Consider the following 25026-nt stretch of genomic DNA (forward strand, 5'->3'; position numbering starts at 1 on the left):
CACTGAAAACGATCTCGACCAGGTGTACGACACCCCCGCCGACCACTCTATTCCGGCCGGTCGGTCGGAACACTCCGGCCGAGCCCCCGCGCACCGCCCCTTATCCTGTTGGACCATGCAACCGATCCCGCCCGCGCCGAGGACCACCCTGGTCCCCGCCCAGCGCTCCGCCGCCCCCACCGAGGGCTTCGCGGTCGTCGACGTCGAGACCACCGGTCTCGGGCGCTCCGACCGCGTCATCTCGGCCGGCGTCTACCAGCTGGACCCCGAGGGCGAGGTCACCGACCACTGGTACACCCTGGTCAACCCCGAGCGGGACCCGGGCCCGGTCTGGATCCACGGCCTGACCGCCGAGCTGCTCTCCGGCGCCCCGACCTTCCCGCAGATCGCCGACGAGTTCGCCGAGCGGCTGCGCGGCCGGGTCCTGGTCGCGCACAACGCGCTCTTCGACTGGAACATGATCTCCCGCGAGTTCTCCCGGGCCGGCCTGCGCGCCCCGGTCGAGCAGCGGATCTGCACCATGGTCCTCTCCCGCGACCTGCGCCTGCCGCTGCCCAACGGCAAGCTGGCCTCGCTCGCCGCCCACTTCGGCGTCCAGCAGCGCCACGCCCACAACGCCCTGGACGACGCCCGGGTGCTCGCCGAGGCCTTCCGCCCCAGCCTGCACCTCGCCCGGCTCGGCGGCGTCCCACTGCCGCTGCAGAACTGCGTCGCGGTCACCGACCTCGGAGAGGACGAGCCCGCCGCCCCCGGCCGCGCCTCCTGGACCGGCTCGAACTACCGCCAGGCCAAGAAGCGCCCGCCCTGCCCGTACCCCAACCCGGGGCGCTGGCAGGACGGGCGACCGCTGGTCCAGGGCATGCGGGTGGCCTTCACCGGCGACACCGCCACCGACCGCGAGCTCCTCGAGGACCGCGCCGTCGAGGCCGGACTGCACATCGCCACCTCCGTGAGCCGCCTCACCAGCCTGCTGGTCACCAACGAGCCGGACAGCTGGAGTGGCAAGGCCCGCAAGGCCCGCGAGGTCGGCACCCCGGTGGTCACCGAGGACGCGTTCCTGCAACTGCTGCGCGAGGTCGCCCCGCACCCCGGTGCGTGAGCCGGTTGTGAGGTCGGCGTACCGTTCCCATGTGTACCGTTTTCTGCTGACCCGCCAGTGGCTGATCACCATCCTGATCGCGCTGCTGCTGATCCCCGCGACGATCAAGCTGGGCTTCTGGCAGCTGCACCGCCACGAGGCACGGGTGGCCCGGAACGAGCTGATCGGCAAGGCCCTCACGGCCGCCCCGGTCCCCTTCGACACCCTGTCGCCGACCCCGGGCTTCGCGGTCCCCAAGGACCTCACCTGGCGCGCGGTGACCGCCACCGGCCAGTACGACCCGGCACACGAGTTCGTGGTCCGCAAGCGGACCGACTCCAGCGGGACCATCGGCTACTTCGTCGTGACCCCGCTCAAGCTCTCCGACGGCAGAGGCACCGTCCTGGTCAACCGCGGCTGGGTCGCCTCCGGCACCGGCGCCACCCAGTACCCGCCCGTCCCGGCCGCCCCCGCCGGCGAGGTCTCCCTCACCGGCCGCCTGCGCGCCGAGGAGACCTACGGCGCCAGCGGCATCAAGGACCGCAGCGGCCTGCCCGACCGCCAGTACAACCTGATCAACACCGACGAGCAGGCCAAGGAGAGCGGCGCCGCCCTCCTCGGCGGCTACCTCGAACTCGCCGCCACCACCCCGGCCCCGGCCGACCAGCCCCAGCTGATCCCCGAGCCCAACCACTCCGACATCGGCCCGCACATGGCCTACGCCATCCAGTGGTGGCTGTTCACCGCGATGATCCCGGTCGGCGTCTGGATCCTCGCCCGCCGCGAGGCCAAGGACCGCGCCAAGCAGGCCGCCGAACCGGAGACCGCCACCGAGCCCGTCCCGGCCTAGGGCCCGTCCTAGAGCACGTCCGCCAGCTCCCGCAGCAGCCGCGCCTTCGCCCGCGCCCCCACCACCGACCGCACCGGCTGCCCCTCCCGGAACACCATCAGCGTCGGCATCGAGAGCACCCCGTACGCCGCCTGCGTCCGCGGATTGCGGTCCACGTCGACGCTCACCACCCGCAGCCGGTGCGCCTCCTCCCGCGCGATGTCCGCCAGCACCGGCGCCATCATCCGGCACGGCGGGCACCAGTCCGCCGTGAAGTCCACCAGCACCGGCCCCTCGGCCGCCAGCACCTCCGCAGCGAAGGTCTCGTCCGTCACCGCCGGCACTCCCTCGATCCGCACCATCGTCTACTCCTCCGTCAGCTCGCACAGTGGTGGTTGCTCGGAAGCCGCGAGGTCGTCCCGCGCCCGCACCGCCCGCTCGAACTGCCCGGCCACCCGCGCCCGTGCCTCCTGCAGCCGCGCGATGCAGTCGTCCAGCTCGGCGAGCTTGCGCTCGTACACCTCCAGCGACGCCGGACACGAGTCCCCCTCCGGGTGCCCCGCCCGCAGGCACTCCACGAACAGGCGGGTCTCCTCCAACCCGAACCCGAAGTCCTGCAGCATCCGGATCTCCCGCAACAGCCGCAGATCCCCCTCGTCGTACGCCCGGTACCCGTTGCCCGCCCGCCGGGCCGGCAACAACCCCAACTGCTCGTAGTACCGCAACGCCCGCGTGGTCGTCCCCGCCCGCTCCGCCAACTCCCCGATCCGCATGCCCGACCCGCTCCTCCCGCGCTTCCGGCAACGACGGTAAACCTTCCCCCGGACGTCAACGCCAGCGCGCGGAGGCCTCAGTGCTGCGAGTTGTGGAAACCGATCAGCACCGCGCCCCACCAGCCGGCCTGGGAGACCGCCGCGGAGACCGCACCGCGGGTCAGCAGCCGCGCCGGCGGACGCAGTTCGCCGTAGGCCGCGAGCCGGGGGTGCAGCACGCTCGCGTACAGCCCGTTGAATCCGATCAGCAGGACCAGCAGCAGCTTGATCTGGGTCAGCCCGGAGGACAGCTGCGGTTCGAGCAGCATCCCGCTGAGCGTCAGCCCGGCCAGCCCGCCCCACACCGGTACGTGCAGCGGCGCGGTGAACTCCACCACCTGGCGCAGCGTGCGTCGGCCGAGCAGCCAGAGCAGCCCGTAGTAGTCGATCGCCAGCACCGCGCCGAGCCCGACCACCAGCGAGGCCAGGTGCACGAACAGCGCGGCGGTGTGCAGCGCGGGATCGGCGTGCAGGTGGCCGGCCGTCCAGGCGCTGACGGCCCACAGCAGGAACACCGCGACGGTGGCGACGGCCAGGCGCGCCCTGCGCTGCTGCGCCTCCTCCGACGTGGCGGCGGAACCCCCCGGGAGCGGGACGATCGGGTGGGACTCGGACATGGGGGGCTCCGCGGTGGTGCGTCGGGGGGGGGAAGCAAGGGTAGGTTTCCCTAACTTCGTGCGCCCGTCAACTTGCGTCCACGATCCCGCCCGGCACTACCCCGACCGCCCGGCACCCTGCAGGATGTCCTCATGGATCTCGGACTGAAAGACAAGGCGTACATCGTCACCGGCGCCACCCGCGGCCTCGGCTTCGCAGCCGCCCGGGAGCTCGCCGCCGACGGCGCCCGGGTACTGGTGAGCGGCCGGAGCAAGGAGGCCGTCGACAAGGCCGTGGCCGAACTCGGCGCTCCCGGCACCGCCCACGGGCTGGTGGCCGACAACGCCTCCCCCGACACCGCCGAACGCCTCGTCGCCGAGGCCCGGCAGCAGTTCGGCCGTCTCGACGGCATCCTGATCAGCGTGGGCGGCCCCCAGGCCGGCCCGGTCGAGACCACCCCCGAGGAAGCCTGGCGCGACGCCTTCGAATCCGTCTTCCTCGGCGCCCTCCGCCTCGCCCGCACTGCCGCCGCCACGCTCCCCGAGGGCGGTGTGATCGGCTTCGTGCTCTCCAGCTCGGTCCGCCAGCCGATCCCCGGCCTGGGCATCTCCAACGGCCTGCGCCCCGGCCTCGCGATGGCCGCCAAGGCGCTCGCCGACGAGCTCGGGCCGCGCGGCATCCGCGTGGTCGGCCTGCTCCCGGCCCGGATCGACACCGACCGGGTCCGCGAGCTCGACGCCCTCGCCGCCGACCCGGAGGCCGCCCGGGCCGAGGCCAACGCCGGCATCCCGCTGGGCCGTTACGGCACCCCCGAGGAGTTCGGCAAGGTCGCCGCGTTCCTGCTCTCCCCCGCCGCCTCCTACCTGACCGGCCTGATGGTCCCGGTCGACGGCGGCGCCCTGCGCACCCTCTGACCGGATGCCCCAGGAGTTCTGTCCCGTGAGGTTGGGAATGCGGCTCAGAACACCTAGACCACCCGCGACTGCTTCCGCCGCCGCCGGGGCCACCGGTGCCTCGGCTCGGCGGGGGCGGCCTGCAGCACCCGGATCCGCAGATCCGCCGGCAGCTCCGGCAGCCCCAGACTGCCGCACGCGTCGGTCCGGGGTCCGTCCTCGAAGTGCTCCACCAGTCCGGCCGGGTCCCCGCCCGGCGTCAGCCGCACCGCGCCGCGCAGGCGCGGATGCCTCGGCGCCCGAACCAGCCGGACCCCTGCCCGCTCGACCTCGGGCAGTACGGCCGTCCCGGTCGCCAGCGCCTCCTCCAACGCCCGCGCGCTGACCCGCAGTCGAAGCCCGCTCACCCCCGGCGTCGGGACCTCGATGCTCGACAGCCCGGTGCGTCTCAGCTGCGCCACCAGCCACCACACCATCCCCGCCACCAGCACGGCCAGACCGCCGATCACCGTCGGCCACCACCACGTCGAGGACACCCAGCGCCCCCGCGTCCGCGCACTCACCACCGGCTGGTCCGGGGACGTCAGCGGCCACGACGCCGGCGGGTGCACGCCCAAGCGCCGGTACAGATCGAGCCCGCCCGCCAGCACCAGCACCCCCACACCCAGCAGGACGACCCCGACCACCCCCAGCAGCACCCGGTTGACAACCGTCCGCCTCACCCCGCCGCCCCCGTCCCCGTCCCCGTCCCCGTCTCTGCCTCTGTCCCCGTCCCCGTCTCTGCCTCTGCCTCTGCCTCTGTCCCCGTCTCTGCCTCGGCCTCGGCCTGCGGGCCCTGCCCCGACCCGCGCCTGCCCGCCGCCCGGACATCCAGCCGCAGCGGCCGCGCCAACCCGACCCGGTCCAGCTCCTCCCGCAACTGCCGCTGCACCGACGCCGGGTCCGCCGGCCCGACCAGCGAGACCCGCACCCGCCGCCGCCCGACCCGGATCCGCAGGTGGTCGATCCCGGTCAGCCCCGCCGCCCGGTCCGTCAGCAGGTGCCCGATCCCGGCCCGGTCGACGGCCGCGGCGGTCCCCCCGTACGGGCGCAGCACCAACCACTGCCGCAGCCCGGGCGCGATCGCCAGCCACAGCAGCCACCCACCGAGCAGCGTCGCCGCCCCGGCGCCCACCAGCACCCACGGGTCGTCGAGGTGCCGGGTCGCCAGCTCGTCCGCGATCTGCGCCCGCCACCTGCGCGGCGGCTGCCCGGCCCGGACCGCGATCACGTCGTACAGCAGGGCGCCCGCGACCACCAGCACCGCCGTGGCCACCACCACCGCGGCCGCCGTCCGCGGTGCCCGCAGCCGCTTCGCCGTCACCATCCCGCCGTCCGCCGCCGGGAGCGCTTCCTCGGCCGTCTCGGTGGCGCTCACTCCGCTCCCCCCGTCACCAGCTTCTCGACCACGACCACCACGTCCGACACCTTGGTCCCGGTCAGCCCCGCCACCCGCGCGGCGATCGCCGCGCGCACCGCCTTCGCCAGGCCGGCGACATCCGCCGGAAAGGGCAGGTCGAGCTCGACCCGGACGGTCACCGTGCTGCCGGGCACCGCCACCGAGACCCGCGGCGGCGCCCCCTTCCGCCGTCCGGCGGGCCAGGCCGCGGCCAGCACCTCGTGCGCCGCCCGGGCGGCGATCCGGGCGTAGACGCGGTCGGCGACGCGCAGCCGCCCCCGCCGCCCCGCGGTGAGACCAGGCCCGGGGGCCGGGCCGGAGGCAGCGCTCGCCATCAACGACGCCGGTCGCGGCCGCGGAGCAGGTCCCCGAGCTCGCCCAGCTCGATGTCGCCCTCCAGCAGGCGCCCGGCCACGAAGCCGACCAGCCCGAGCGCCGCCACCAGCAGGAACGCCGCGAACCCCCCGAAGTACCCGGCGAAGCCGAGGGCCATGCCCACCACCAGGCCGACGATGGCCAGGTTCATCCGCTACTCCCTCGTTCCGCGCTGCCTCGCGCTCCGCTCCCGCCACCCGCTACTTGAGCCTGGTCCGCTGCCCCGGCGCCGTCACCGGCTCCTCTTCCTCCTCGAACTCGGGTTCGTCCGGGAGGTGGACGTCGTTGACCGCGATGTTGACCTCGACGACCTCCAGGCCGGTCATCCGCTCCACCGCGGTGATGATGTTCTCCCGCACCTGGCGGGCGAGTTCGGGAATGACCACGCCGTACTCGACCACCAGGGCGATGTCGATCGCGGTCTGCTTCTCGCCGACCTCGGCCTTGATGCCCCGGCCGATGCTGGACTTGCCGCCGGGCACCCGGTCCCGCATCGCGCCGAACGTACGGGCGAGCCCGGAGCCCAGCGCGTGGATGCCCGAGACCTCCCGGGCGGCCATCCCGGCGATCTTCTCCACCACGCCGACGGCCAGCGCCGTACGGCCGCGCTCCGCGAGCGGCTTCGCACCGCCGGAGGAGCCCGGCGGCGGACCGGGGGTCGGGGCGCCGCCGGCGTTCTTGTGCAGGGTCGCGGGCGTCGGAGTGTCAGGCATGGGCGTATCTCCCGTCGTACGGCTCCAGCTATATCGCAAACCTCCCCAACTCTGACATTTCGCCACGTTCCGCGCCCGCCGAGCGGCACCCGCCCGGCCCCGCCGCGAGACGCCCCGGCAACGCCGAAGGCCCGGCCCCGGGGTGTCCCCGGGGCCGGGCCTTCGATCGAAGAGGGGGGTCAGTCGCCGATCCCGGCGAGCTCCCGCAGCCGGCGTGCCTGCGCGACCCGTTCGGCCGAACGCTGCTCCTCGAAGGAGCGCCCCGCGGCACCCTGCAGCAGGGCCTTGGTCTCGATCACCGCTCCGCGCGGAGCGGCCAGCAGGGCCGCCGCGAGCTCGCGGGCGGCCGTGTCCAGCTCGGCGCCCGGCACGGCCAGGTTGGCCAGCCCGATCGCGGCGGACTCCTCGGCGCCGACCCAGCGGCCGGTGGCGCAGATCTCCAGCGCCCGGGCGTAGCCGACCAGCTCGGTGAGCGGCTTGGTGCCGGCCAGGTCCGGGACGAGCCCGAGCGAGGTCTCCTTCATCGCGAACTGGACGTCCTCCGCCACCACCCGCAGGTCGCAGCCGAGCGCCAGCTGGAAGCCGGCACCGACGGCGTGGCCCTGGACGACGGCGATGGAGATCAGGTCCGGACGGCGCCACCAGGTGAAGGCCTCCTGGTACGTGGCGATGGTGTCGTCCAGCTCCTTGTCGCTCGCGGCGGCGAGCTGCAGGAAGGTGGGCTCGCCCGGGATGCCCTCGGCGGTGAACATGGCCCGGTCCAGCCCGGCCGAGAAGGAGACGCCCTCCGCGCGCAGCAGGACCACCCGGACGCTGCCGGGCAGCTCGCGGCCGGCGTCGGCGAGGGCGCGCCAGAGCGCGGGCGACTGGGCGTTGCGCCGCTTGGGCTGACAGAGGGTGACGACGGCGAGTTCGCCCTCGATCTCCAGACGGACGCCGTCCCGCTCCCAGCTCGGGGCCTGCGGTTCGGTGGCGGGGGCGGTCATGCGGGGACCTCCGGTGGCGGGGGATGGTGGCTACCGGAGAGTAACAAACCTGGGCGCGCGCGGGCAGGGGCGCGGCCCGGAAAGATCGACGGGCCCGCGCGGAGAGCGGATCGGGGCGGACGGACGCCCCGGACATGACGATCGGCGGCCGGTCCACACGACCCGAGGGCGGACGCCCGGCTGTCGGTCAGCCGTCGTCTCCTCGGTCGGCGCCCTGCCGCCGCGTCATCCAGCCAATAGCTGACGAACCGTCAGGAACCGGCCCCGGCAGTTGCCTTGTTCTTGCCACGCGTGGCACCACCGCGGCCCCGGAGGATCACTCCGGACTCGCTCAGCATCCGGTGCACGAAGCCGTACGAACGACCGGTCTCCTCCGCGAGAGCGCGAATGCTCGCCCCGGAGTCGTACTTCTTCTTGAGATCGGCCGCGAGCTTCTCACGCGCGGCACCGGTCACCCGGCTGCCCTTTTTCAGAGTCTCGGCCACCCGTGCCTCCTCGTAGCGTTGCTCGGTCAGATTCCCATGATCACCCATCCACCGCCTCCTGGCCACCCATTCGACAAGGTCGATGTCGGAAATGCGTGGTCCTCCGGTGGTGATCCGAGCGCACCAGGGCGCTCACGCAGAGTGCACGCCCCCGGGCTGATTCCGCCGTTCGCCGCGAAAGGGCTGATCAGCAGTGTCGGCCCGACCACGATCGAGTGGCGGGCCGACAGGAAGTCCTTAAACGGAATCCGGGTCTACTTCATTCCCGGACACGCCGTAAGGACTAGTTTTTCTGGTCCGAAAAGCGGATGCCGCGTCTACTTCCGGTCAGGCCAACGAGACCAGATCGGCGTAGGCCGGGCTCCAGAGGTCCTCCACGCCGTCCGGCAGCAGGATGATCCGCTCCGGCTGGAGCGCGTCGACCGCGCCCTCGTCGTGGGTGACCAGCACGACCGCGCCGGAGAACTCGCGCAGCGCGCCCAGGATCTCCTCGCGGCTGGCCGGGTCGAGGTTGTTGGTGGGCTCGTCGAGCAGCAGCACGTTGGCGGAGGAGACCACCAGGGTGGCCAGCGCCAGACGGGTCTTCTCACCACCGGAGAGCACCCCGGCCGGCTTGTCCACGTCGTCGCCGGAGAACAGGAAGGAGCCGAGGATCTTGCGGATCTGCACCAGGTCGGTGTCCGGCGCGGCGGAGCGCATGTTCTCCAGGACGGTGCGCTCCGGGTCCAGGGTCTCGTGCTCCTGGGCGTAGTAGCCGATCTTCAGGCCGTGGCCCGGGATCACCTCGCCGGTGTCCGGCTCCTCGACCCCGGCGAGCATCCGCAGCAGGGTGGTCTTGCCGGCGCCGTTGAGGCCGAGGACGACGACCCGGGAGCCGCGGTCGATCGCCAGGTCCACGCCCGCGAAGATCTCCAGCGAACCGTAGGACTTGGAGAGGTCGGCCGCGGTCAGCGGGGTCTTGCCGCACGGGGCCGGGTCCGGGAAGCGCAGCTTGGCGACCCGGTCGCTCTGGCGTACCTGCTCCAGCCCGGACAGCAGCTTCTCGGCCCGGCGGGCCATGTTCTGCGCGGCCACGGTCTTGGTCGCCTTGGCGCGCATCTTGTCGGCCTGGGCGTTGAGGGTCGCGGCCTTCTTCTCGGCGTTGGCCCGCTCGCGCTTGCGGCGCTTCTCGTCGTCCTCGCGCTGCTGCTGGTACTGCTTCCAGCCCATGTTGTAGACGTCGATGGCGGACCGGTTCGCGTCCAGGTAGAAGACCTTGTTGACGACCGTCTCGACCAGGTCGACGTCGTGCGAGATGACGATGAAGCCGCCCTTGTACGTCTTCAGGAAGTCCCGCAGCCAGGCGATGGAGTCCGCGTCCAGGTGGTTGGTGGGCTCGTCGAGGAGCAGCACGTCGGAGTCCGAGAAGAGGATCCGGGCCAGCTCGACGCGGCGGCGCTGACCACCGGAGAGGGTGTGCAGCTCCTGGTTCAGGATGCGGTCCGGCAGGCCCAGCGCGGCGGCGATGGTGGCGGCCTCGGCCTCGGCGGCGTACCCGCCCTTGGTGAGGAACTCGGTCTCCAGCCGGGCGTACTTCTTCATCGCGTTGTCCCGGGTGGCGCCCTTGCCGTTCGCCATCCGCTCCTCGTTCTCGCGCATCTTCTTCAGCACGGTGTCGAGGCCGCGGGCGGAGAGGATGCGGTCCTTGGCGAGGACGTCCAGGTCGCCGGTGCGCGGGTCCTGCGGGAGGTAGCCGACCTCGCCCGAACGGGTGACGGTCCCGGCGGCGGGCAGGCCCTCGCCGGCCAGCACCTTGGTGAGGGTGGTCTTGCCGGCGCCGTTGCGCCCGACCAGGCCGATCCGGTCACCGGCGGCGACCTTGAAGCTCGCGGACTCGATCAGGATCCGGGCACCGGCGCGCAGCTCGAGGGCATTGGCGGAAATCATGGCTGGGAACTACTCCTGGGACGTGGGCGGGCGGCCGGGCTGGGGCCCGGGGCCGGGCGAGCGGGAAGGGGCTTCAATCGGCGGTCGGCGCGGTACGTGGGGCGCCGCCGCCCGCTATTGCCCGGAGGAGATGGCCATGGCGGCAAGTCTACCGGGCCGTGCGGAACACCCCGGGGGACGGACCGCCCCGGGGTACCCGCGGACCCGACGGCCCGTCGGCCACGGCTGTGACGACGACTACGGCTGCTGCGCGGACGGCTGGTCGCCCGCGGGAGCCGAGGGGGCGGCGGTGTCGGTCGCCGCCGGGACGACCGGGGCGTCCGGGGTGGCCGGGGCCACCGGTGCGCCCCCGGTCGGGGCGGCGGACGGGTCGACGCAGCCGGCCTGCGGCCGGACGGCGGCGAAGGGCGCGGCGGGGGCGCCGCAGGCCGTCTCGGACGCGGCCGCCTTGGTGTCGAAGACCCTGGGCGGGAGGATCGGGCCGTCGGTGATCTCCACCCGGCTGCGGTCCATCACCTTGACGGTCGCGGCCGGGCCGGTGCTCATCGCCCAGCCGTTGCTGTCCAGCCGGTATCCGGTGATGCCGCCGGAGACGGCCTGCCCGCTGCTGTTGGTGCAGGTGCGCGGGATGAGCACGGCGTAGTCGGTGTGCACGGCGCGCAGCGGGTCGTAGGCGCAGCCGTTGGCCGGCTTGTCGTTGTAGCGCAGGTCGCCGTCGGCGTCGCGCAGGCCCATGGTCAGGTTCGGCGTCACCAGGGCCAGCCAGGGCGAGCCGTCGCGCTGGACGGTGTGCAGCGCGGCGGCGGCCCGCTGCTTGGCGAGCTGCTTGCGCTGGGCGTCGGTCCGCTTGTCGGCGCCGGGCTCGCCGTCGCCGCGCAGCCAGTCCGCGAGGCCCGGCACCGCGCGGTGCCAGCGCACCTGGTGGTCGCCCGGACGCACCGAGGTGACCATGCCGTCGTCCCAGAGCACGATCGCGTTGTCCCCGGCCATCGCCAGGTAGAGCGCCTCGGCGCCCTCGCGGCGGTAGGACCAGGCCTGCTCGCCGGTCTGCTTGTGGAAGGCCTCCAGGCCCGGGCCCACCCGCAGGTCCAGGTCGGCCGCGCTGAGCGACTCCGAGTTCACCGGCGTCGCCTCCGCGTCGCCCGGCCCCGCCACCCGGTCGCCGAACGGCACCGGCTTGTTCGCGTGGGCCGCCGCTCCCGCCGCAAGGACCAGCATCACCGCCAGGGCAGGCAGGATCGAGCGGGGGGTCAGTACACGCAGCGGCTTCCGGGACACGGCCGGAGCGTACCTTTCGGCGGGCGCGGGAGTCAGCCCGGTTCCCGGCCCCGCCCGCGCCGCGATCCGCACGCTCGGCCGCGCGCGCCCCGCCCGTACGCCCGCCCGCCCACCTGCGTCGTCGGCACCCCGACCGCTCCGCGGACCGTGCCGGAGCGGGCCGCGCGGGCCCGGCCGGACCGTTACAGATCTGATACATGGCGGCCGGTCGCCGACCGTTGCGGCAGACGGCGTTCGAATATCGCCCACTTTAGGGTGACATTCGGCTTTTCCGTCCTCCGGCGGCCCTACTGTCGGCGACCGGGGTGCCACGGTCCGTCCACGCCGAGACCGGGCGCCCCGTCCACGCGACGTCCGGAGGAGAGATCATGCGAATCGGCCGCCTGACGCTGGCCGCCGCCGCCCTGCTGCTGATGGCCACGGCCAGCGTCCCCGCGGGGACGCCGCTCAGCCAGACCGAACGGCACACCCTCTCCGCGGACGCCTCCGAGCCGCGCGGCGCCACCTCCCGCCCGCCGGTCCAGCGGCCCAGGCACGAGCCGCCGTTCGGCGCCTTCGTCGGCTCCTGGGACAGGTACATCCCGCAGATCGCCCGGTACGCCCAGTGGCTGGGCGACGCGAACCTGCAGGTCGGCCACACCTACCTGGCGGGCAACGACTGGGCCGACATCGAGGGCGAGTCGGTGGTGCTCGGCCTGTGGTCGCAGTGGCGGCTGGCCGACCCGTCCCGGCTGCTGGTGCTCGGCGTGCCGATGCTGGTGCCCAACGAGGCGAACGTGCCGGACGGCGAGGTCGCCCAGCTGCTGGCCCAGGGGGTCCGCGGGGACTTCGACGCGCACTTCCTCAAGCTCGCCCGGCGGCTGGTCGCGCTGGGCGGCACGGACACCGTGCTCACCCTCGGCTGGGAGATGAACGGCACCACCTACACCCACCGCTGCAAGCCCGACCCCTCCGCGTGGAAGGCGTACTGGCGGCGGATCGTCGGGGTGATGCGCTCGGTGCCCGGGCAGCGGTTCCGCTTCGACTTCGCCCCCAACCGGGGCCTGGACGCCATCCCGTGGACCAAGTGCTACCCCGGCGACGACGTGGTCGACATCATCGGCATGGACAGCTACGACCAGCCCGCCGGGGGCACCTTCGACGACTACGTGCGCGAGCCGTACGGCCTGCAGGACCAGGTCGAGTTCGCCGCCAAGCGCGGCAAGCCGGTCTCGTACCCGGAGTGGGGGCTGTTCCGCAACGGCGACAACCCCGAGTACGTCCAGCGGATGCTCGACTGGGTCCGCACCCACGACACCGCCTACCAGACCATCACCGACTACTGCCCGCACGGCTTCTTCCAGTGCCGCAGCAATCCGCGCTCGGCGGCGCGGTTCAGGCAGCTGATGTCCGGGTCGAAGGGGGCGCCGCTGGTCGTCCCGACGGCGCCCCCGGTGCCCACCGCTCCCCCGGTGCCGACCCCGCCCGTCGCGCCGGTCGTCCCCGCCCTGCCGGGCGCGACCCAGAGCCCGTCGGCGAGCCCGACGCGGAGCCCGTCGGCGAGCCCGACCCGGAGCCCGTCGGCGAGCCCGACGCCCGCCCGGCGCTGAGCGGTCAGCCGCGGCGCCGGGCCAGCAGCGCTTCCTTGAGTTCGGGGAAGCGGGTGCGAAGCTCGTGCGCCGCCGCCTGGCGGGCGCGCACCAGCTGCGCCCGGACGGCCGCGGCCGGCGCCGGCCCGGCGGGGCCGAGCAGCAGCCGCTGGTTGGACAGCCGGTCCGGGCGCCAGCGCTGCTTGTACGGCTCCTGCCCGCGCAGCAGGCCGAGCACCGGGATGCCCGCGCCGACCGTCTCGTCCAGCGCCGCGCTGAACAGCAGCCCGGCGATGTCCAGCCGCTCGCGCAGCGTCGGGTGCGCGCCGTACAGGTACAGCCCGCCGAAGGAGGGGCAGAGCAGCAGCAGGTTCACCGCGACCAGCTCGCCGTCCAGGTGGAACCGGTGGACGGCGGCCCTGCCGGTGGCGACCAGGCCGGTGGTGGACTCGGTCAGGTGCCGGGCGAACCGCTCGGTGCGGTGCTCCGGGGTGACGCCGCGCGCCTGCCACTGCAGGAAGTGCAGCCGCAGCAGCCCCTCCACCGCCTCCGGCACCTCGGCCGGCGGCGTCGAGCTGACCCGCACCCCGGCCTCGGCGATCTTGCGCAGCTTCACCCTGCTGCGCTGGGCGGTCTTGCCGGGCATCCGCTTGAGCAGCCGCTCCATCGGGACGGCCGGCAGGTACTGGCAGGGCGAGTCCTCGAAGCGGCGGCGGTTGCCGCGCCAGTGCTCGAACACCCGCTGCACCGCCGCCTCGGGGTGCACCTCGCGCAGCTCCAACCAGTGCCAGGGGCGGGTGAGCGGGAGCGCGGCGGCGAACTCGGCGGCGGCCCGGTCGGCGCACTCGTCGTCGAGCAGCACGTCGGTGTAGTCGACCAGTCCGGCGCCGAGGCCGGTCAGCCCGCCGAACGGACCGCCGCGGCGCCGGAAGGCGCCCGCACCGACCAGCCGGCCGTCCCGGCGGACCAGCACCACGACCAGGGCGCCCGGGCGGCCGTAGTGGCGCCACCAGGAGCGCTGCCAGTCGGCGGCCTGGAAGAAGGTGGCGCTCCGGCAGCGGGCGGCGAGGGCGTCCCACTCCTCGGCGAGGGTGTCCAGGGCGTCGTCCTCGCAGCGCAGCTCGGTGGTCCAGGACGGCGCGGCGGACTGGGCCGGCAGTCCGGCGGCGTCGCGGGTCTCGGTGCTCATCGACGGCTCCCGGCCGCGGTCTTCTCCTCGGCCGGGGACTTCGCCGCCGCTTCGGGCTCGGCCTCGGTCTTCGCCTCGGTCTTCGCCGCGGTCTTCGCCGGGGTCTTCGCTGCGGTCTTCTCAGCAGTCTTCACAGCGGTTTTCGCCGCGGCCTTGAGGGCTTCCTTCGCGGTGTCGGGCTTCGCGTCCGGCCCGGCACCGGCCGGCTGCTCCTCGCTGCGCGGTCGCGGCGTCGTCGGAGCCCCGGCCGGTTCGGCGGGCGCAGGGGCATCCGGGACCGCGGTGGCCTCGGCGGCTTCCGGGTCACCGGCCCCGCCCCGGCGGCGGGTCATCATCACCAGCGTGCCCACCAGCAGCCCGGCCGAGCCGCCGACCGCGACGTCCAGCTCGGCGGAGGGCGTGGTCGGCTCGTCCGGCGCCGCGGCCGGGGCCAGCGTCACCAGCCGGACGTTGGTGTCCTTGCTGCTGGTGTTGGCGAAGGCGACCAGCGAGCGTGCCACCGCGTCCGCGGTCTGGGCGGCCTCCTGAGCGCGCGTCCCGGTGCCGGTGATCTCGATCATCGGCGCGTCCGGGGAGGTCGTCCCGTGCACCAGGGACTCCAGCTCGGCCCGGGTGCGGCCGGTCTCGGCGGCCGCCACCGCGAGCACCTGCGGCTGGCCCGCCAGCCGCCCGTACGCCTGGGCGAAGTTGGTCGCGGTCGCGGCCTCCCCCGGGTTCTGCGGGACCACGAGGACGTAGGCGTTGGCGGCGTACGAGGGGTGCGAGACGACGGCGTACCCGGCGCCGGCCGCGGCGCCCAGCGGAACCGCGAGCGCCACCGGCCACCAGCGGCGGACCAGGCGGCGGGCGCTTCGGTGCGGTGTGGTCATGGGTGTGGCTCCTTGGATATGGGACGGCGGTTCCGGCGGTGGCGGGCGGTCAAGCGCGGGCCAGCCGGTCGTAGAGGGCGCCCAGGTGGGCGGCGACCCGGGCGATGTCGTAGTGGCCGACGGCCGGGGGGTGCGGCAGCGGGTCGGCGATGTGCTCGCTCAGGTGCCGCAGGTCGCGCAGCTCGGCCGCGTAGGCGGCGGGCTCGGACGGAACGCGGCGGGCCTGCGGAGCGGCGCGGGGCGGCAGTTCGTCGAGCGCGGGACAGGCGCTGTGCCGCACCGGCAGCCCGGCCGCGAGGCCCTCCAGGACACCGAGTCCGAAGGTCTCCGCGGTGGAGGGCGCGGCCAGCACGTCCAGGGCAGCCAGCAGCTCGGGCACGTCGTCGCGCTCGCCGGTGAGCACCAGCCGCTCCCGGACGCCGAGTTCGGCGGCCCGGTGCTCCAGCGCGGCGCGCTCCGGACCCTCGCCGACCAGCACCAGCCGGGTGGCCGGGTCGAGCTCGGCGAGCGCCTCGACCAGCACCGTGAAGCGTTTGCCGGGGACCAGTCGGCCCACCCCGCCGACCACCCAGCTCCCCTCCGGCAGGCCGAGTTCGGCCCGCAGCCGGCGGCGCGCGGCGACCCGCTCGGCGGGCGGGAGGCAGTAGCGGCCGGTGTCGATGCCGTTGGGGATCAGCTCGATCCGGGCCGGCGGCACCCCCCAGGAGCGCAGCGTCTGGGCGACCTGCCGGGAGACCGCGACGGTGGTGCTGCCGAGCCGCTCGGCCGCCAGGTACAGGCCCTTGACGCCCCGGGTGACCGGCCGGCCCTCGATCACCCCGGCGTGCAGCGAGTGCTCGGTCGAGACCACCGCGCGCACCCCGGCCAGCCGCGCGGCCAGCCGGCCGTACAGCTGGGCCCGGTAGAGGTGGGTGTGCACCAGGTCGTAGCGGCCGGCCCGGACCAGCCGGACCAGTCGGGGCAACGCCCCGAGGTCCCGGTTGCCGCGCATGCCGAGGTGGTGGACGGTCACGCCGTCGGCGCGCAGCGCGGCGGCGACCGTGCCGGGGTTGGTCAGGGCGAGCACCTCGCACTGCTGGTGCGGTGGCAGGTGCCGCAGCAGCAGGTGGAGTTGGCGCTCGGCGCCGCCGGAGGCGAGCCCGGTGACGATGTGCAGCACCCTCATGACCGGTGCTCCGTCTTCGCCTCGGGGCGCTCCGTCCTCGGCTCGGGGCGCTCCCGGTGCGCGCGGCGCAGCTCGGCGACGGCGTCGCGCAGCCGGTGCCGGCCCTTCTTGGCGCGCAGCCGCCAGGCGCCGTCGCGGTCGCCGACGTAGCAGCGGGGCAGCGCGAAGCGGCCGGTGAGCGGGGAGTGCGCGATGGCGCAGGCGTAGTCGTACCCGGCGTCGCGCACGGCCAGGGTGGCGGGCAGGTCGACGGCGCCGTACGGGTAGCAGAAGCCGGTGACCGGGCCGCCGACGACCTCCTCCAGCAGGCGCCGGCTCTCCCGGGCCTGCACCGCGAGGTCCTCGGCGGACAGGCCGGGCAGCGCCTGGTGGCCGAGGCCGTGCGAGCCGATCTCCCAGCCGGCGGCGGCGAGTTCGGTGACCTCCTGGACGGTGAGCAGCTTCTTGCGGGGGCCCTCGGTGTCCCAGTCGTTGTCGCGGCCGAGCAGGTCGGCGACCACGTACGCGGTGGCGGTGAAACCGTAGGCCTGGAGGATCGGCACGGCGTACCGGGCGAAGTCCGCGTAGCCGTCGTCGAAGGTGAGGCCGACCAGCTTCTCGTCCCGGCCGAGGGCGCGGGCCCGCATCAGCTCGCGGACCGAGACGCCCCGCCGCCCGCGCCGGTGCAGCCAGGCGATCTGCTCGGCGAACCGCTCGGGGCTGACGGTGAGCCGGTACGGGTCCTCCTTCTCGACCGCCACCGAGTGGTACATCAGGATCCACGGCGAGGACGGGCCGGGAATCGGCGGCTCGCCCACCGGGTGGCGGCTCCTGGGCAGTCGCGCCCGGTGCGGCGGGGCGCTGCTGACGCCCGCCTGGGCCGAACGGACGGTGCCCCGTTCATTGTCCATGGGGACGCTTCCCTTCTTCGGCGAGTTTTGGCGGGTTGAGGAGCCGGGCGGCGGCGAGGACCGGGCCGCGTACCTCGCGGGCACCGAATCCGGTGCCGAGGGCGGCGAAGGCCAGCGCCACGGTGAGGCCCCCGAGGAGGGTCGAGAGCAGGGGGTCGGCGACCAGTCCGGCCGCGGCGGTGCCGAGCAGGGTGGCCCCGGCGGCGGCGGCCACCAGCCGGCCGTGGCCGGCCAGCACCCGGCGCAGCCGCAGCGGGATGCCGCGCAGCACCAGGCCGCGCAGCAGCAGGGCGGCGGAGGTCGTGATGCCCGCGGCATTGCCGGCGGCGAGCCCGAGGGCGCCGAAGCCGGGCGTGGCGAGCAGGCCGGTGGTGACGGTGACGCCGAGGCCGAGCACCATCACGGCGGCCGGGTACCAGTCCAGCAGCCGGCGGCGGCCGTCGTCGGTGCCTGGGTCGTCGGCCCGGCGGACCACCGGGCGCAGCGAGAAGTACGGGCGGATCATCACGCCGATCAGCGCCTGGGCGGGCAGTCCGAAGCTGTACACCCGGATGACGTCGGCGGTGGCGGCGGTGTCGCGGGGGCCGAACGCGCCGCGCTCGAACAGCAGCGAGACGACGGAGGGGGCGCAGGCCATCAGGAAGGCGGTGCCGAGCAGGACGACCGCCGCCGCCTGGCCGAGGTCCTTCTCCACCCGGTCCCGGGCGGCGGTGAGGTCCCCGGCGGCGAGCGCCCGGGCGACCAGCGGGAAGGTGACGGTGCAGATCAGGATGCCCGCCGTCATGGCGAGTTGGGAGACCTTGGCGGCGTAGTTGAGGTGCGAGATGGTGCCGGGCGGCAGCGCCGAGCCGAGGTAGCGCTCGACGAAGACCTGCGCCTGGCGGGTCAGGGTGAAGGCGCCGACCGGCAGCAGGGCGAGCGGCATCAGCACCAGCGCCTTGCGCGCGCGGCGGCTGCGGCCGCTGCCGGTACCGGTACCGGAGTCGCCCTCGCGCAGCCGGCGCAGGAACGGGCCCACCAGCAGGCCGGCCATCAGCAGGCTGCCCGCCGCGACGCCGAGGGCGGCGGAGCGCACGCCCAGGGCGGCGTGGAAGCAGAGCAGGACGGCGAGGATGCCGAGGTTGTAGACCACGTAAATGCCGGCCGGAGCGGTGAAGCCGTGGTGGGCGCGCAGCGCGGCGGCCAGGAAGCCGGCCACGCCGAAGGGCAGCACGGTGACCGCGGTGATCCGGGTGCAGGTGACGGCCAGGCCGGGGTCGGGCAGGCCGGGGGCGAGCAGGTCGACCAGCTGCGGGGCGCCGAGGGCGGCGGCCAGGGCGAGGACGCTGAGCGCGAGCAGCAGCCAGGGCAGGGTGGCGCGGACCAGCTGGCGGACCGGGTCGGGGGCGTCCGGGTCCTCCTCGCGCAGCACCAGGGCGAGGGCGAAGGCGGGCACCATGAGGAAGGACATGGCGTCCTCGATCAGCAGCGGTGCGGCCGTCTCGGGGACGGTCCAGGCGACCAGGAAGGCGTCGGTGCCCTGGTTGGCGCCGAAGTAGCGGGCCAGCAGGAGGTCGCGCAGCAGGCCGAGGCCGGAGCCGGCAGCGCTGAGCAGGGCGGTGATGCCGAAGGCCCTGGCGAGGAAGCCGCGCCGGGGCGCCGGGCCGGAGGCGGGCACCGGGTGCCCGCCGGGGGCGCTGCGCGGGGCCGGGAGCGTGGAGGCCACGGCGGCGGCGGGCTGGTCGGTGGTCACGGTGTCATCGCCCCTTCGACTGGGGGCGGTCCGCCTCCCCGCCGGCGGCGCGGGCGGCGAGGCCGAGGACGACGGAGGTCAGCACGGTGGTGGTGCCGCCGATGTCCGCGTACAGGTAGTCGACCAGCACCCAGGTGAGCAGGGCGAGCGCGGCGAGGCCGGAGCCCCGGGAGCGGCGCAGGCAGCCGAGCAGAAGGGCGAGGAACAGCGCCGCGTAGGCGGTGATGCCGATCAGGCCCTGCTCGCTGAGGACCAGGAAGTACATGTTGTGCGGGGAGAGCAGCGGCTCGCGCTGGAAGCCGATGGTGGGGTCGGCGGCGTCGCTGCCGGAGGACAGCCGCAGCGGGGCGCGGCTGTCGCGCAGCTGCTGGAAGGCCTTCGGCCCGGCGCCGTGGACGGGGTGGTCCTGCCAGATCCGCCCGGCGGTGGCCCACAGGTCGTAGCGGTCGGAGACGGACTGGTCGGGGGCTTCGGAGACGGAGCCGATCGAGCTGAGCCGCTTGGTGACGCCGGAACCGCCGAGTCCGAGCCCGCCGACCAGGACGACCGCGGCGGCCAGGCCGACGACGGCGCCGCGGACCGCGAGCCGGGCGTCGGCGCGCAGCAGCAGCACGGTGGCGGCGATGCCGGTGGCGATCCAGCTGCCGCGGCTGAAGGAGACGGCGAGCGGGAAGGCGAGGAAGGCGGCGGCCGCGAACATCGACCGCCGCAGCCGGGCGCTGCCCCCGGGCCTCCGTTCCCCGAGCGCCAGGGCGAGGGCGGCGAGCAGTCCGAAGCTGACCACCGTGGACATCGCCATGATGTCCAGCGCGCCGAAGGTGCCGACGGCCCGGATCGGCTGGCCGGTGTAGGAGGCGCCGGTGTGGGTGAGGTACTGCTTGGCGCCGACTACGCCCTGGATCAGGGCGGCGAGCACGAAGGAGCCGAGGACCAGCCGCTGGTCGGTGCGGTCGCGCAGCGAGCAGAGCACCGCGGCGGGCACCAGCACGAACACCTGGACCAGCCGGACGAAGCCGGTGACGCTGCCGACCGGGTCGATCGAGCCGACGGTGGCGACGGCGGCGGCGACCACGATCCCGCCGAGCAGCGCGCAGGTGGTCCGGTCGACGACGGGCAGCCGCCCGCGCAGCAGGTTCAGCGCGGTGAGGGCGACCAGGGCCAGCGAGGCGAGGTCGGCGGCGGTGATGTGGACGGCGGCGGTGACGTCCTTCTCGCCGGTCGGCACGCAGACCAGCAGAACGGTGGCCGCGGCGAGCAGGCTGGTCCGGTCGGCGAGCGCGGGCAGCGCCCGGCGCAGGAGTGCCGCTCGCCCGTTCGCCTGCGGGGCGCTCGGGTCCCCTGCCGACGCGCTCGCCCGGCCCGGCGATCGGCGGGTGTCGCCGTGCTCCGGCGGCGGCGCGCCCCTCGGACTGGAAGCGGGATCGGCGGGAAGGGTCAGGGCCACGTGGGTCAGCTCCCGTCCGGATGGAGCATCAGCAGCGCGGTGCGGCACAGGATCTTGACGTCCTGCCAGAGGCTCCAGCTCTCGATGTAGCGGTTGTCGAACCGGGCCCGGTCCTCGATGGAGGTGTCCCCGCGCAGGCCGTGGACCTGGGCGAGGCCGGTGAGGCCGACCGGCACGCGGTGGCGGTCGGCGTACTCGGGGTAGGCCTGGCCGAACCGCATGACGAAGTACGGGCGTTCGGGGCGCGGGCCGACCAGGCTCATGTCGCCGCGCAGGACGTTCCACAGCTGGGGCAGCTCGTCCAGCGAGCTCTTGCGCAGCAGCCGGCCGACGGCGCCCATCCGGTGGTCCTGGGAGATGTTCCAGCGGGTCGCCGACTCGTGCTCGCTGCTCGGGCGCAGGGTGCGGAACTTGAGGACGGTGAAGACCTTGCCGTCCAGCCCGGTGCGCTGCTGGCGGAAGAGCACGCCGGGGCCGGTGTCGAAGCGGACGGCGAGGGCGCAGAGCGCCAGGACGGGGGCGAGCAGCAGCAGGCCGAACCCGGCGGCGGTGATGTCCAGGGCACGCTTGGCGGCCCAGCCGGGGCGGCGCATCGCCGGTCGGCCGACCCGCAGGCAGGGGAAGCCCCACAGGTGGTCGCCGCCGGCGATCGGAGGGGTGGGCAGCGAGCCGAACTCGCGCAGCGCGGGCACCAGCCAGACCTGGCAGCCGAGCCGGGCGGCCTCGCGCAGGGTGGCGGCGGTGTCGGCCTCGTCGGCGGCGCCGGCGGTGGCGATCACATGCTGGACCCGGTACCGGCGCACCTCGCGCTCGAGCACCTCGCGGCCGCCGAGGACGGGCAGTCGGCTGGCACCTGCCAGCAGCGGCGGGTCGGCGTCGAGGAAGCCGACCGGGCGCATCCCGTACTCGCCGTGCTCGCCGAGGGCGGCGGCGATCCGGCGGCCGAGCCCGCCGGCGCCGAGCACCAGGGCGGGGCTGGGGCGGCTGCGGCGGATCCGTCGGACCAGGTGGTAGAGGACGGCGCGGCCGACGGCGGCGATCAGCAGCTGCGCACCGAGCAGGGCGGTGAGGCGGGCCGGGGTGGCCGGGCCGCAGTCGGGCCAGTGGCCGCCCAGGCAGCCGGACAGGGTGACGGCGAAGGCGGTGGCGACCACCGACCGGGCGGCCAGCGCGGGCAGTTCGTCCAGGACGGACAGGGTGAGCCGGGCCCGGTAGAGGCCGCCGGCCAGGTTGAGCAGGAGCAGCAGGGGCAGGACGGCGGGGACGCCGAGCAGCGGGTCGAGCGGGGCGGACGGGTCGAGGGCCCGGTTGGCGATGCCGCCGGCGGAGCACAGTGCGATGGTGTCGGCCTGGACCAGGGCCAGCGGCAGGGCCAGCCGGTTGCGGACCGCCCCGCGGTGCCGGCGCTGCGCCGGCACCGCCCGGGTGTGCGCCGCTCCCACCGGGCGGTCGAGCAGCCCGGTGCCCGGCCGAGGGGGGCCGGACAGGTGCCCGCCCGAGCGCGGCACACTGTCGTGGTCAATGGTCATCAGCGCACGATCTCCCCTGCTGTGTGCCCGGGGTGACGGTTCCCCGGCACCGACTGGCGCGAGGCGGCCGTCCCGGCCTGGTGGGCGCGGTCCTGACAGCACCTGCTGCCGCTGGCGGCTTTCGGATCTCCGGTGGCGGCGCCGATCGCGGAGGGGCCGGTCATGGAGGACTCGGTTGCGAGGGGCTCTGCCGTGAATTCCCGGTATGGAATCTGAACGAAGCAGGCAAAATCCGACAATACCGAACCGGGAGCTAAGGGCAGGAAGGTGACTTGCCGTTTCATTCCAGCCGCCCATTAATAGGTATTGCGGATTTGATGCCTCACCCCATATCCGGTTGAGGGTGCGAATACGACAGCGCCGGAACGGCGGGCATTCACGGCATGTGAAACGATCAGATCCGCTCTGGGACACGGGCCCGGCGCCGCCCCGACGACGGTCCCGCGCCCAGCAGGTGCCGGTAGAGGACGTCCACCTGTTCGACCACGGTGCGCACGTCGTGCCGGACGACCGCGTGCTCGCGCAGCCGGGCGCCGCGTCGCTCGCATTCGATCGGATCGGACAGCGCTTCCGCCATTCGGGTGGCGAGGGCCGTCGCGTCCTCCGGCGGGACCACCGCCTGCTCCCGCTCGGCCGGCGGCAGGCACTCCCGCGCCCCCGGAACATCGGTCAGCAGCACCGGACGGGCGGCCGCCATCGCCTCCAGCGGGGCCAGCGCCATCCCCTCCCAGCGCGAGGGCAGCACCACCAGATCGGCCGCCGCCAGCCACGGGCGCGGGTCCGCCACGTCCCCCACCAGCCGGATCCGGGCCGGCTCGGCGCTCGCCCGGACCAGCTCCGCCACCCGCTGCTGCTCCGGCCCGCCGCCCACCAGCGCCAGCCGGGCCTGCGGCACCCGGCGCAGCACCTCCGGCCAGGCGGCCAGCAGCACGTCCTGGCCCTTCTGCCGGCACAGCCGACCGACGCAGACCGCGAGCGGGGCGTCCAGGTCCAGGCCGAGCGCGATCCGGGCGGCCCGACGGTCGGTGGGCGCGTAGTGCCGGACGTCCACCCCGTTGGGCACCACCGCCCAGTCGGCGTGCACCCCGGCGGCCACGCCGTCGGCCCGCTCCTGGACGCTGACGCAGAGCAGCCGGTGCGCCCAGCGGGTGGCGAAGCGCTCCCAGCGCAGGGTGGCCGCGGCCAGGGGCCCGTCGACGGCGGCGAAGGACCAGGCGTGCGGCTGGAAGACGGTCGGGACCGCGCCGCGCACCGCCAACCGGCCGGCCAGCCCGGCCTTGGCGCTGTGCAGGTGGACCACGTCGGGGGCGGCCGCCCGGACGATCCGGCGCAGCCGCCAGGCCTCGGCGGCGGTGCCCGCGCCCGGCGAGCGGTCGGCGGGCCAGTCCTGGACCAGCGCGCCCACCGCGGCGGCCTCCTCGGCCAGCCGCCCGTCGCGCGGACAGGCGACCAGCACCCGGTGGCCGGCCTCCCGCTGCCCCCGGAGCAGGTCGGTGACGACGCGGGCGACGCCGCCGTCCACCGGTTGCGAAATGTGAAGGATCGTCATATGCACGGCGGCGAGCCTAGGGTGGCTCCCCCGTGCCGGGCGGCCCGCGTCACCCGGAGGTGGCGGTTCGGCCACCCGTACGGCTTTCCGGTCGTACGGGCGGCCGAACCGCTCGAATTGCCGAGCGATTCATGCGGGTTGACGGATCAGCGATCGATTCACGCGCTCGATTCGCGCCGTGCGGCTCCGGAGCCTGTCCGGAGATTCGCCCGGCGGGAAATGTCGGACCCGTGTCCTAACGCACCTCGGCGGCCAGGTTGGCCAGCACCTGGTCGTGGATCCGGTTCAGGCCCTTCGGGGCGAAGGTGCGCTCGAAGAAGCCGCCGATGCCGGTCGCGCCCTGCCAGGTGGCGGTCACGGTGACCTTGGCGCGGCCCTCGCCGGCGGCCGAGACGGTCCAGGTGATCACCATGCTGGAGTTGGCGTCCTTCTCCACCAGCTGGTCGGGCTTCGGCGCCGAGACGGTGAACAGGCAGTCGCGCACCCGCTTCTCGGTGGCCTGCAGCTTCCAGTGCACCTGGGTGCCCGCGCCGGTGCCGCCGACCCGGACCTCGTACTCGCTGTACTGCGCGGGCAGCAGCTTCGGGCGGGTCACCTGGTAGTCGGCCAGCGCCTCGTACACCCGCTCGGGCGCGGCGTCGTAGACCCGCTCGGTGGTGGCCTGCACCTGTCCCATGACCTTGCTCTCCTCGTCTGGTGGGTAGCGCTCTCACCGGCAAGCCAATCACAGGGTCGCGCCCGTGACGCGGCGGGATAGGGTGGCCGGTGTGCTCGATCTGGTGACTGCAGTGCGCTACGTCGACCCCCTGCGGGCGGGCGGCTCCGTACCCGGCGTGGTGGAGACCGACGACCTGGGAACGTACGTGGTCAAGTTCACCGGGGCCGCGCAGGGCCGCAAGGCGCTGATCGCCGAGGTGATCGTCGGCGAGCTGGCCCGGCGACTGGGCCTGCGGGTGCCGGAGCTGCGGCTGGTGGACTTCGACCCGGCGGTCGCCGCGGACGAGCCGGACACCGAGATCCAGGACATGCTCAAGGCCAGCGCGGGCCTCAACCTCGGGATGGACCTGCTGCCGGGGGCGCGGGACTTCCGGCCGGGGATGATCGGGGTGGACTCCGCCGAGGCCGGCCGGGTGGTCTGGCTGGACGCGCTCACCGGCAACGTCGACCGCACCGTGCACAACCCCAACCTGGTGGTCTGGCACGGGCGGCTCTGGCTGATCGACAACGGCGCCGCGCTGATCTTCCACCACCGTTGGGCGGGCGCCGAGGCCGCGGTCGGCAAGCGGTACGACCTCAGCGCGCACGCGCTCGGCGGCTCGGCCCCGGACGTCGGGCTGGCGGACGACGAGCTCGGCCCGCTGGTCACCGTGCCGCTGCTGGAGGAGGTGCTGGCGCTGGTCCCGGACGAGTGGCTGGCCGACGAGCCGGGCTTCGACTCGGCGGACGCCGTCCGGCACGCGTACGTCACACACCTGGCCGCCCGGGTGGTGCTCTCCGGGGAGTGGCTGCCGGAGGGCTTCGCCACGCCCGAGCAGCTGCGCGAGGCCGAGCGGCGGCGCGCGGCCCGGACCAGGGCCGGGCGGCCGGCCTGGCTGCGGGAGGTTCCGGACCTGCACGGCAAGCCGTCGGTGGAGACGGTCTGGGAGCACCACTTCGACGAGGGGTAGCCGCGGGCTAAGCC

26 protein-coding genes are annotated in these 25026 nt (G+C 74.5%); 5 read left to right on the forward strand and 21 right to left on the reverse strand.

The window, feature by feature from the left end; all coding sequences use genetic code 11:
• Window positions 1-115 precede the first annotated feature (115 nt).
• Together ACZ3TI_RS08955 and ACZ3TI_RS08960 are read left to right on the forward strand one after the other, a co-directional pair.
• Window positions 116-1099, forward strand: a complete 984-nt coding sequence (locus ACZ3TI_RS08955; RefSeq protein ID WP_465724986.1) for a DEDDh family exonuclease — start codon at window positions 116-118, stop codon at window positions 1097-1099.
• A 31-nt stretch (window positions 1100-1130) separates the two neighbouring features.
• The gene (locus ACZ3TI_RS08960) at window positions 1131-1928 is read left to right on the forward strand and encodes an SURF1 family cytochrome oxidase biogenesis protein (protein WP_465724988.1); all 798 of its coding nucleotides are present in this window, start codon (window positions 1131-1133) and stop codon (window positions 1926-1928) included.
• 8 nt (window positions 1929-1936) lie between these two features.
• On the opposite strand, the gene trxA is transcribed toward ACZ3TI_RS08960, so the two are convergent.
• The 3 genes from trxA to ACZ3TI_RS08975 form a co-directional block, all read right to left on the reverse strand.
• Window positions 1937-2269, reverse strand: coding sequence for a thioredoxin (trxA, locus tag ACZ3TI_RS08965; protein ID WP_465724990.1), 333 nt, complete (start codon window positions 2267-2269; stop codon window positions 1937-1939).
• A gap of 3 nt (window positions 2270-2272) precedes the next feature.
• Complete coding sequence (locus tag ACZ3TI_RS08970) at window positions 2273-2680, reverse strand: MerR family transcriptional regulator (protein WP_465724992.1); 408 nt, start codon at window positions 2678-2680, stop codon at window positions 2273-2275.
• A gap of 77 nt (window positions 2681-2757) precedes the next feature.
• Window positions 2758-3336, reverse strand: a complete 579-nt coding sequence (locus tag ACZ3TI_RS08975) for a hypothetical protein (RefSeq protein WP_465724994.1) — start codon at window positions 3334-3336, stop codon at window positions 2758-2760.
• A gap of 132 nt (window positions 3337-3468) precedes the next feature.
• Here ACZ3TI_RS08975 and ACZ3TI_RS08980 point away from each other — a divergent pair, with 132 nt between their 5' ends.
• Window positions 3469-4230, forward strand: coding sequence for an SDR family oxidoreductase (locus tag ACZ3TI_RS08980; RefSeq protein ID WP_465724997.1), 762 nt, complete (start codon window positions 3469-3471; stop codon window positions 4228-4230).
• Between the two features lie 53 nt (window positions 4231-4283).
• Here the strand turns inward: ACZ3TI_RS08980 and ACZ3TI_RS08985 are convergent, their stop codons facing one another.
• The 9 genes from ACZ3TI_RS08985 to ACZ3TI_RS09025 all read right to left on the reverse strand — a co-directional run bounded on the left by ACZ3TI_RS08985 (window position 4284) and on the right by ACZ3TI_RS09025 (window position 11410).
• Complete coding sequence (locus ACZ3TI_RS08985) at window positions 4284-4931, reverse strand: alkaline shock response membrane anchor protein AmaP (RefSeq protein ID WP_465724998.1); 648 nt, start codon at window positions 4929-4931, stop codon at window positions 4284-4286.
• Entirely contained in the window at window positions 4928-5626 is a 699-nt protein-coding gene (locus ACZ3TI_RS08990; RefSeq protein ID WP_465724999.1) for a DUF6286 domain-containing protein, read from the reverse strand. Before ACZ3TI_RS08990 ends, ACZ3TI_RS08985 begins: the two co-directional genes overlap by 4 nt.
• The gene (locus ACZ3TI_RS08995; protein WP_465725000.1) at window positions 5623-5982 is read right to left on the reverse strand and encodes a hypothetical protein; all 360 of its coding nucleotides are present in this window, start codon (window positions 5980-5982) and stop codon (window positions 5623-5625) included. Before ACZ3TI_RS08995 ends, ACZ3TI_RS08990 begins: the two co-directional genes overlap by 4 nt.
• Entirely contained in the window at window positions 5982-6173 is a 192-nt protein-coding gene (locus ACZ3TI_RS09000) for a hypothetical protein (RefSeq protein ID WP_030242122.1), read from the reverse strand. The genes ACZ3TI_RS08995 and ACZ3TI_RS09000 overlap by 1 nt, the downstream gene beginning before the upstream one ends.
• Before the next feature lie 49 nt (window positions 6174-6222).
• Window positions 6223-6735: an Asp23/Gls24 family envelope stress response protein gene (locus ACZ3TI_RS09005; RefSeq protein WP_465725001.1), complete on the reverse strand. Its 513-nt coding sequence runs from the start codon at window positions 6733-6735 to the stop codon at window positions 6223-6225.
• Between the two features lie 179 nt (window positions 6736-6914).
• Window positions 6915-7721 (reverse strand): enoyl-CoA hydratase/isomerase family protein, encoded by an 807-nt coding sequence (locus tag ACZ3TI_RS09010; protein ID WP_465725002.1) that lies wholly within the window; start codon window positions 7719-7721, stop codon window positions 6915-6917.
• 251 nt (window positions 7722-7972) lie between these two features.
• Entirely contained in the window at window positions 7973-8206 is a 234-nt protein-coding gene (locus ACZ3TI_RS09015) for a helix-turn-helix domain-containing protein (protein WP_030059940.1), read from the reverse strand.
• A 327-nt stretch (window positions 8207-8533) separates the two neighbouring features.
• Complete coding sequence (locus tag ACZ3TI_RS09020) at window positions 8534-10132, reverse strand: ABC-F family ATP-binding cassette domain-containing protein (protein WP_465725003.1); 1599 nt, start codon at window positions 10130-10132, stop codon at window positions 8534-8536.
• A gap of 237 nt (window positions 10133-10369) precedes the next feature.
• A complete protein-coding gene (locus ACZ3TI_RS09025; protein ID WP_465725004.1) occupies window positions 10370-11410 on the reverse strand; it encodes a hypothetical protein in 1041 nt (346 codons plus the stop codon).
• A 368-nt stretch (window positions 11411-11778) separates the two neighbouring features.
• Here ACZ3TI_RS09025 and ACZ3TI_RS09030 point away from each other — a divergent pair, with 368 nt between their 5' ends.
• Window positions 11779-12999, forward strand: coding sequence for a glycoside hydrolase family 26 protein (locus ACZ3TI_RS09030; protein WP_465725005.1), 1221 nt, complete (start codon window positions 11779-11781; stop codon window positions 12997-12999).
• Between the two features lie 4 nt (window positions 13000-13003).
• Here the strand turns inward: ACZ3TI_RS09030 and ACZ3TI_RS09035 are convergent, their stop codons facing one another.
• The 9 genes from ACZ3TI_RS09035 to ACZ3TI_RS09075 all read right to left on the reverse strand — a co-directional run bounded on the left by ACZ3TI_RS09035 (window position 13004) and on the right by ACZ3TI_RS09075 (window position 24021).
• A complete protein-coding gene (locus tag ACZ3TI_RS09035; protein WP_465725006.1) occupies window positions 13004-14167 on the reverse strand; it encodes a GNAT family N-acetyltransferase in 1164 nt (387 codons plus the stop codon).
• Window positions 14164-15036, reverse strand: coding sequence for a Wzz/FepE/Etk N-terminal domain-containing protein (locus ACZ3TI_RS09040; RefSeq protein WP_465725007.1), 873 nt, complete (start codon window positions 15034-15036; stop codon window positions 14164-14166). The genes ACZ3TI_RS09035 and ACZ3TI_RS09040 overlap by 4 nt, the downstream gene beginning before the upstream one ends.
• A gap of 49 nt (window positions 15037-15085) precedes the next feature.
• On the reverse strand, window positions 15086-16201 hold the full coding sequence (locus ACZ3TI_RS09045) for a glycosyltransferase (RefSeq protein WP_465725008.1): 1116 nt from the start codon (window positions 16199-16201) through the stop codon (window positions 15086-15088).
• The gene (locus tag ACZ3TI_RS09050) at window positions 16198-17091 is read right to left on the reverse strand and encodes a polysaccharide deacetylase family protein (protein WP_465725009.1); all 894 of its coding nucleotides are present in this window, start codon (window positions 17089-17091) and stop codon (window positions 16198-16200) included. Before ACZ3TI_RS09050 ends, ACZ3TI_RS09045 begins: the two co-directional genes overlap by 4 nt.
• A complete protein-coding gene (locus tag ACZ3TI_RS09055; protein ID WP_465725010.1) occupies window positions 17081-18823 on the reverse strand; it encodes a lipid II flippase MurJ in 1743 nt (580 codons plus the stop codon). The genes ACZ3TI_RS09050 and ACZ3TI_RS09055 overlap by 11 nt, the downstream gene beginning before the upstream one ends.
• Window positions 18824-18827: 4 nt before the next feature.
• Entirely contained in the window at window positions 18828-20267 is a 1440-nt protein-coding gene (locus tag ACZ3TI_RS09060; protein ID WP_465725011.1) for an O-antigen ligase family protein, read from the reverse strand.
• Between the two features lie 5 nt (window positions 20268-20272).
• On the reverse strand, window positions 20273-21796 hold the full coding sequence (locus ACZ3TI_RS09065; protein WP_465725012.1) for a sugar transferase: 1524 nt from the start codon (window positions 21794-21796) through the stop codon (window positions 20273-20275).
• 394 nt (window positions 21797-22190) lie between these two features.
• Window positions 22191-23345 carry a glycosyltransferase gene (locus ACZ3TI_RS09070; RefSeq protein ID WP_465725013.1) on the reverse strand — a complete coding sequence of 385 codons (1155 nt, stop codon included), beginning with the start codon at window positions 23343-23345 and terminating at the stop codon, window positions 22191-22193.
• Window positions 23346-23580: 235 nt separating this feature from the next.
• Entirely contained in the window at window positions 23581-24021 is a 441-nt protein-coding gene (locus ACZ3TI_RS09075) for an SRPBCC family protein (protein ID WP_465725014.1), read from the reverse strand.
• A gap of 91 nt (window positions 24022-24112) precedes the next feature.
• Between ACZ3TI_RS09075 and ACZ3TI_RS09080 the strand changes: the two genes are divergently transcribed.
• Window positions 24113-25012, forward strand: coding sequence for a HipA family kinase (locus ACZ3TI_RS09080; RefSeq protein ID WP_465725015.1), 900 nt, complete (start codon window positions 24113-24115; stop codon window positions 25010-25012).
• Window positions 25013-25026 lie beyond the last annotated feature (14 nt).

The sequence above is a fragment of the Kitasatospora sp. NPDC023120 genome (assembly GCF_055560835.1).

What these genes read in the sequence shown, in the direction of transcription:
- ACZ3TI_RS08955 (WP_465724986.1), top strand. Translation starts at nt 116, where the DNA reads ATGCAACCGATCCCGCCCGCGCCGAGGACCACCCTGGTCCCCGCCCAG.
- trxA (WP_465724990.1), bottom strand. Translation starts at nt 2,269, where the DNA reads ATGGTGCGGATCGAGGGAGTGCCGGCGGTGACGGACGAGACCTTCGCT.
- ACZ3TI_RS08970 (WP_465724992.1), bottom strand. Translation starts at nt 2,680, where the DNA reads ATGCGGATCGGGGAGTTGGCGGAGCGGGCGGGGACGACCACGCGGGCG.
- ACZ3TI_RS08975 (WP_465724994.1), bottom strand. Translation starts at nt 3,336, where the DNA reads ATGTCCGAGTCCCACCCGATCGTCCCGCTCCCGGGGGGTTCCGCCGCC.
- ACZ3TI_RS08980 (WP_465724997.1), top strand. Translation starts at nt 3,469, where the DNA reads ATGGATCTCGGACTGAAAGACAAGGCGTACATCGTCACCGGCGCCACC.
- ACZ3TI_RS08995 (WP_465725000.1), bottom strand. Translation starts at nt 5,982, where the DNA reads ATGGCGAGCGCTGCCTCCGGCCCGGCCCCCGGGCCTGGTCTCACCGCG.
- ACZ3TI_RS09000 (WP_030242122.1), bottom strand. Translation starts at nt 6,173, where the DNA reads ATGAACCTGGCCATCGTCGGCCTGGTGGTGGGCATGGCCCTCGGCTTC.
- ACZ3TI_RS09005 (WP_465725001.1), bottom strand. Translation starts at nt 6,735, where the DNA reads ATGCCTGACACTCCGACGCCCGCGACCCTGCACAAGAACGCCGGCGGC.
- ACZ3TI_RS09010 (WP_465725002.1), bottom strand. Translation starts at nt 7,721, where the DNA reads ATGACCGCCCCCGCCACCGAACCGCAGGCCCCGAGCTGGGAGCGGGAC.
- ACZ3TI_RS09020 (WP_465725003.1), bottom strand. Translation starts at nt 10,132, where the DNA reads ATGATTTCCGCCAATGCCCTCGAGCTGCGCGCCGGTGCCCGGATCCTG.
- ACZ3TI_RS09030 (WP_465725005.1), top strand. Translation starts at nt 11,779, where the DNA reads ATGCGAATCGGCCGCCTGACGCTGGCCGCCGCCGCCCTGCTGCTGATG.
- ACZ3TI_RS09035 (WP_465725006.1), bottom strand. Translation starts at nt 14,167, where the DNA reads ATGAGCACCGAGACCCGCGACGCCGCCGGACTGCCGGCCCAGTCCGCC.
- ACZ3TI_RS09040 (WP_465725007.1), bottom strand. Translation starts at nt 15,036, where the DNA reads ATGACCACACCGCACCGAAGCGCCCGCCGCCTGGTCCGCCGCTGGTGG.
- ACZ3TI_RS09045 (WP_465725008.1), bottom strand. Translation starts at nt 16,201, where the DNA reads ATGAGGGTGCTGCACATCGTCACCGGGCTCGCCTCCGGCGGCGCCGAG.
- ACZ3TI_RS09050 (WP_465725009.1), bottom strand. Translation starts at nt 17,091, where the DNA reads ATGGACAATGAACGGGGCACCGTCCGTTCGGCCCAGGCGGGCGTCAGC.
- ACZ3TI_RS09065 (WP_465725012.1), bottom strand. Translation starts at nt 21,796, where the DNA reads ATGACCATTGACCACGACAGTGTGCCGCGCTCGGGCGGGCACCTGTCC.
- ACZ3TI_RS09070 (WP_465725013.1), bottom strand. Translation starts at nt 23,345, where the DNA reads ATGACGATCCTTCACATTTCGCAACCGGTGGACGGCGGCGTCGCCCGC.
- ACZ3TI_RS09075 (WP_465725014.1), bottom strand. Translation starts at nt 24,021, where the DNA reads ATGGGACAGGTGCAGGCCACCACCGAGCGGGTCTACGACGCCGCGCCC.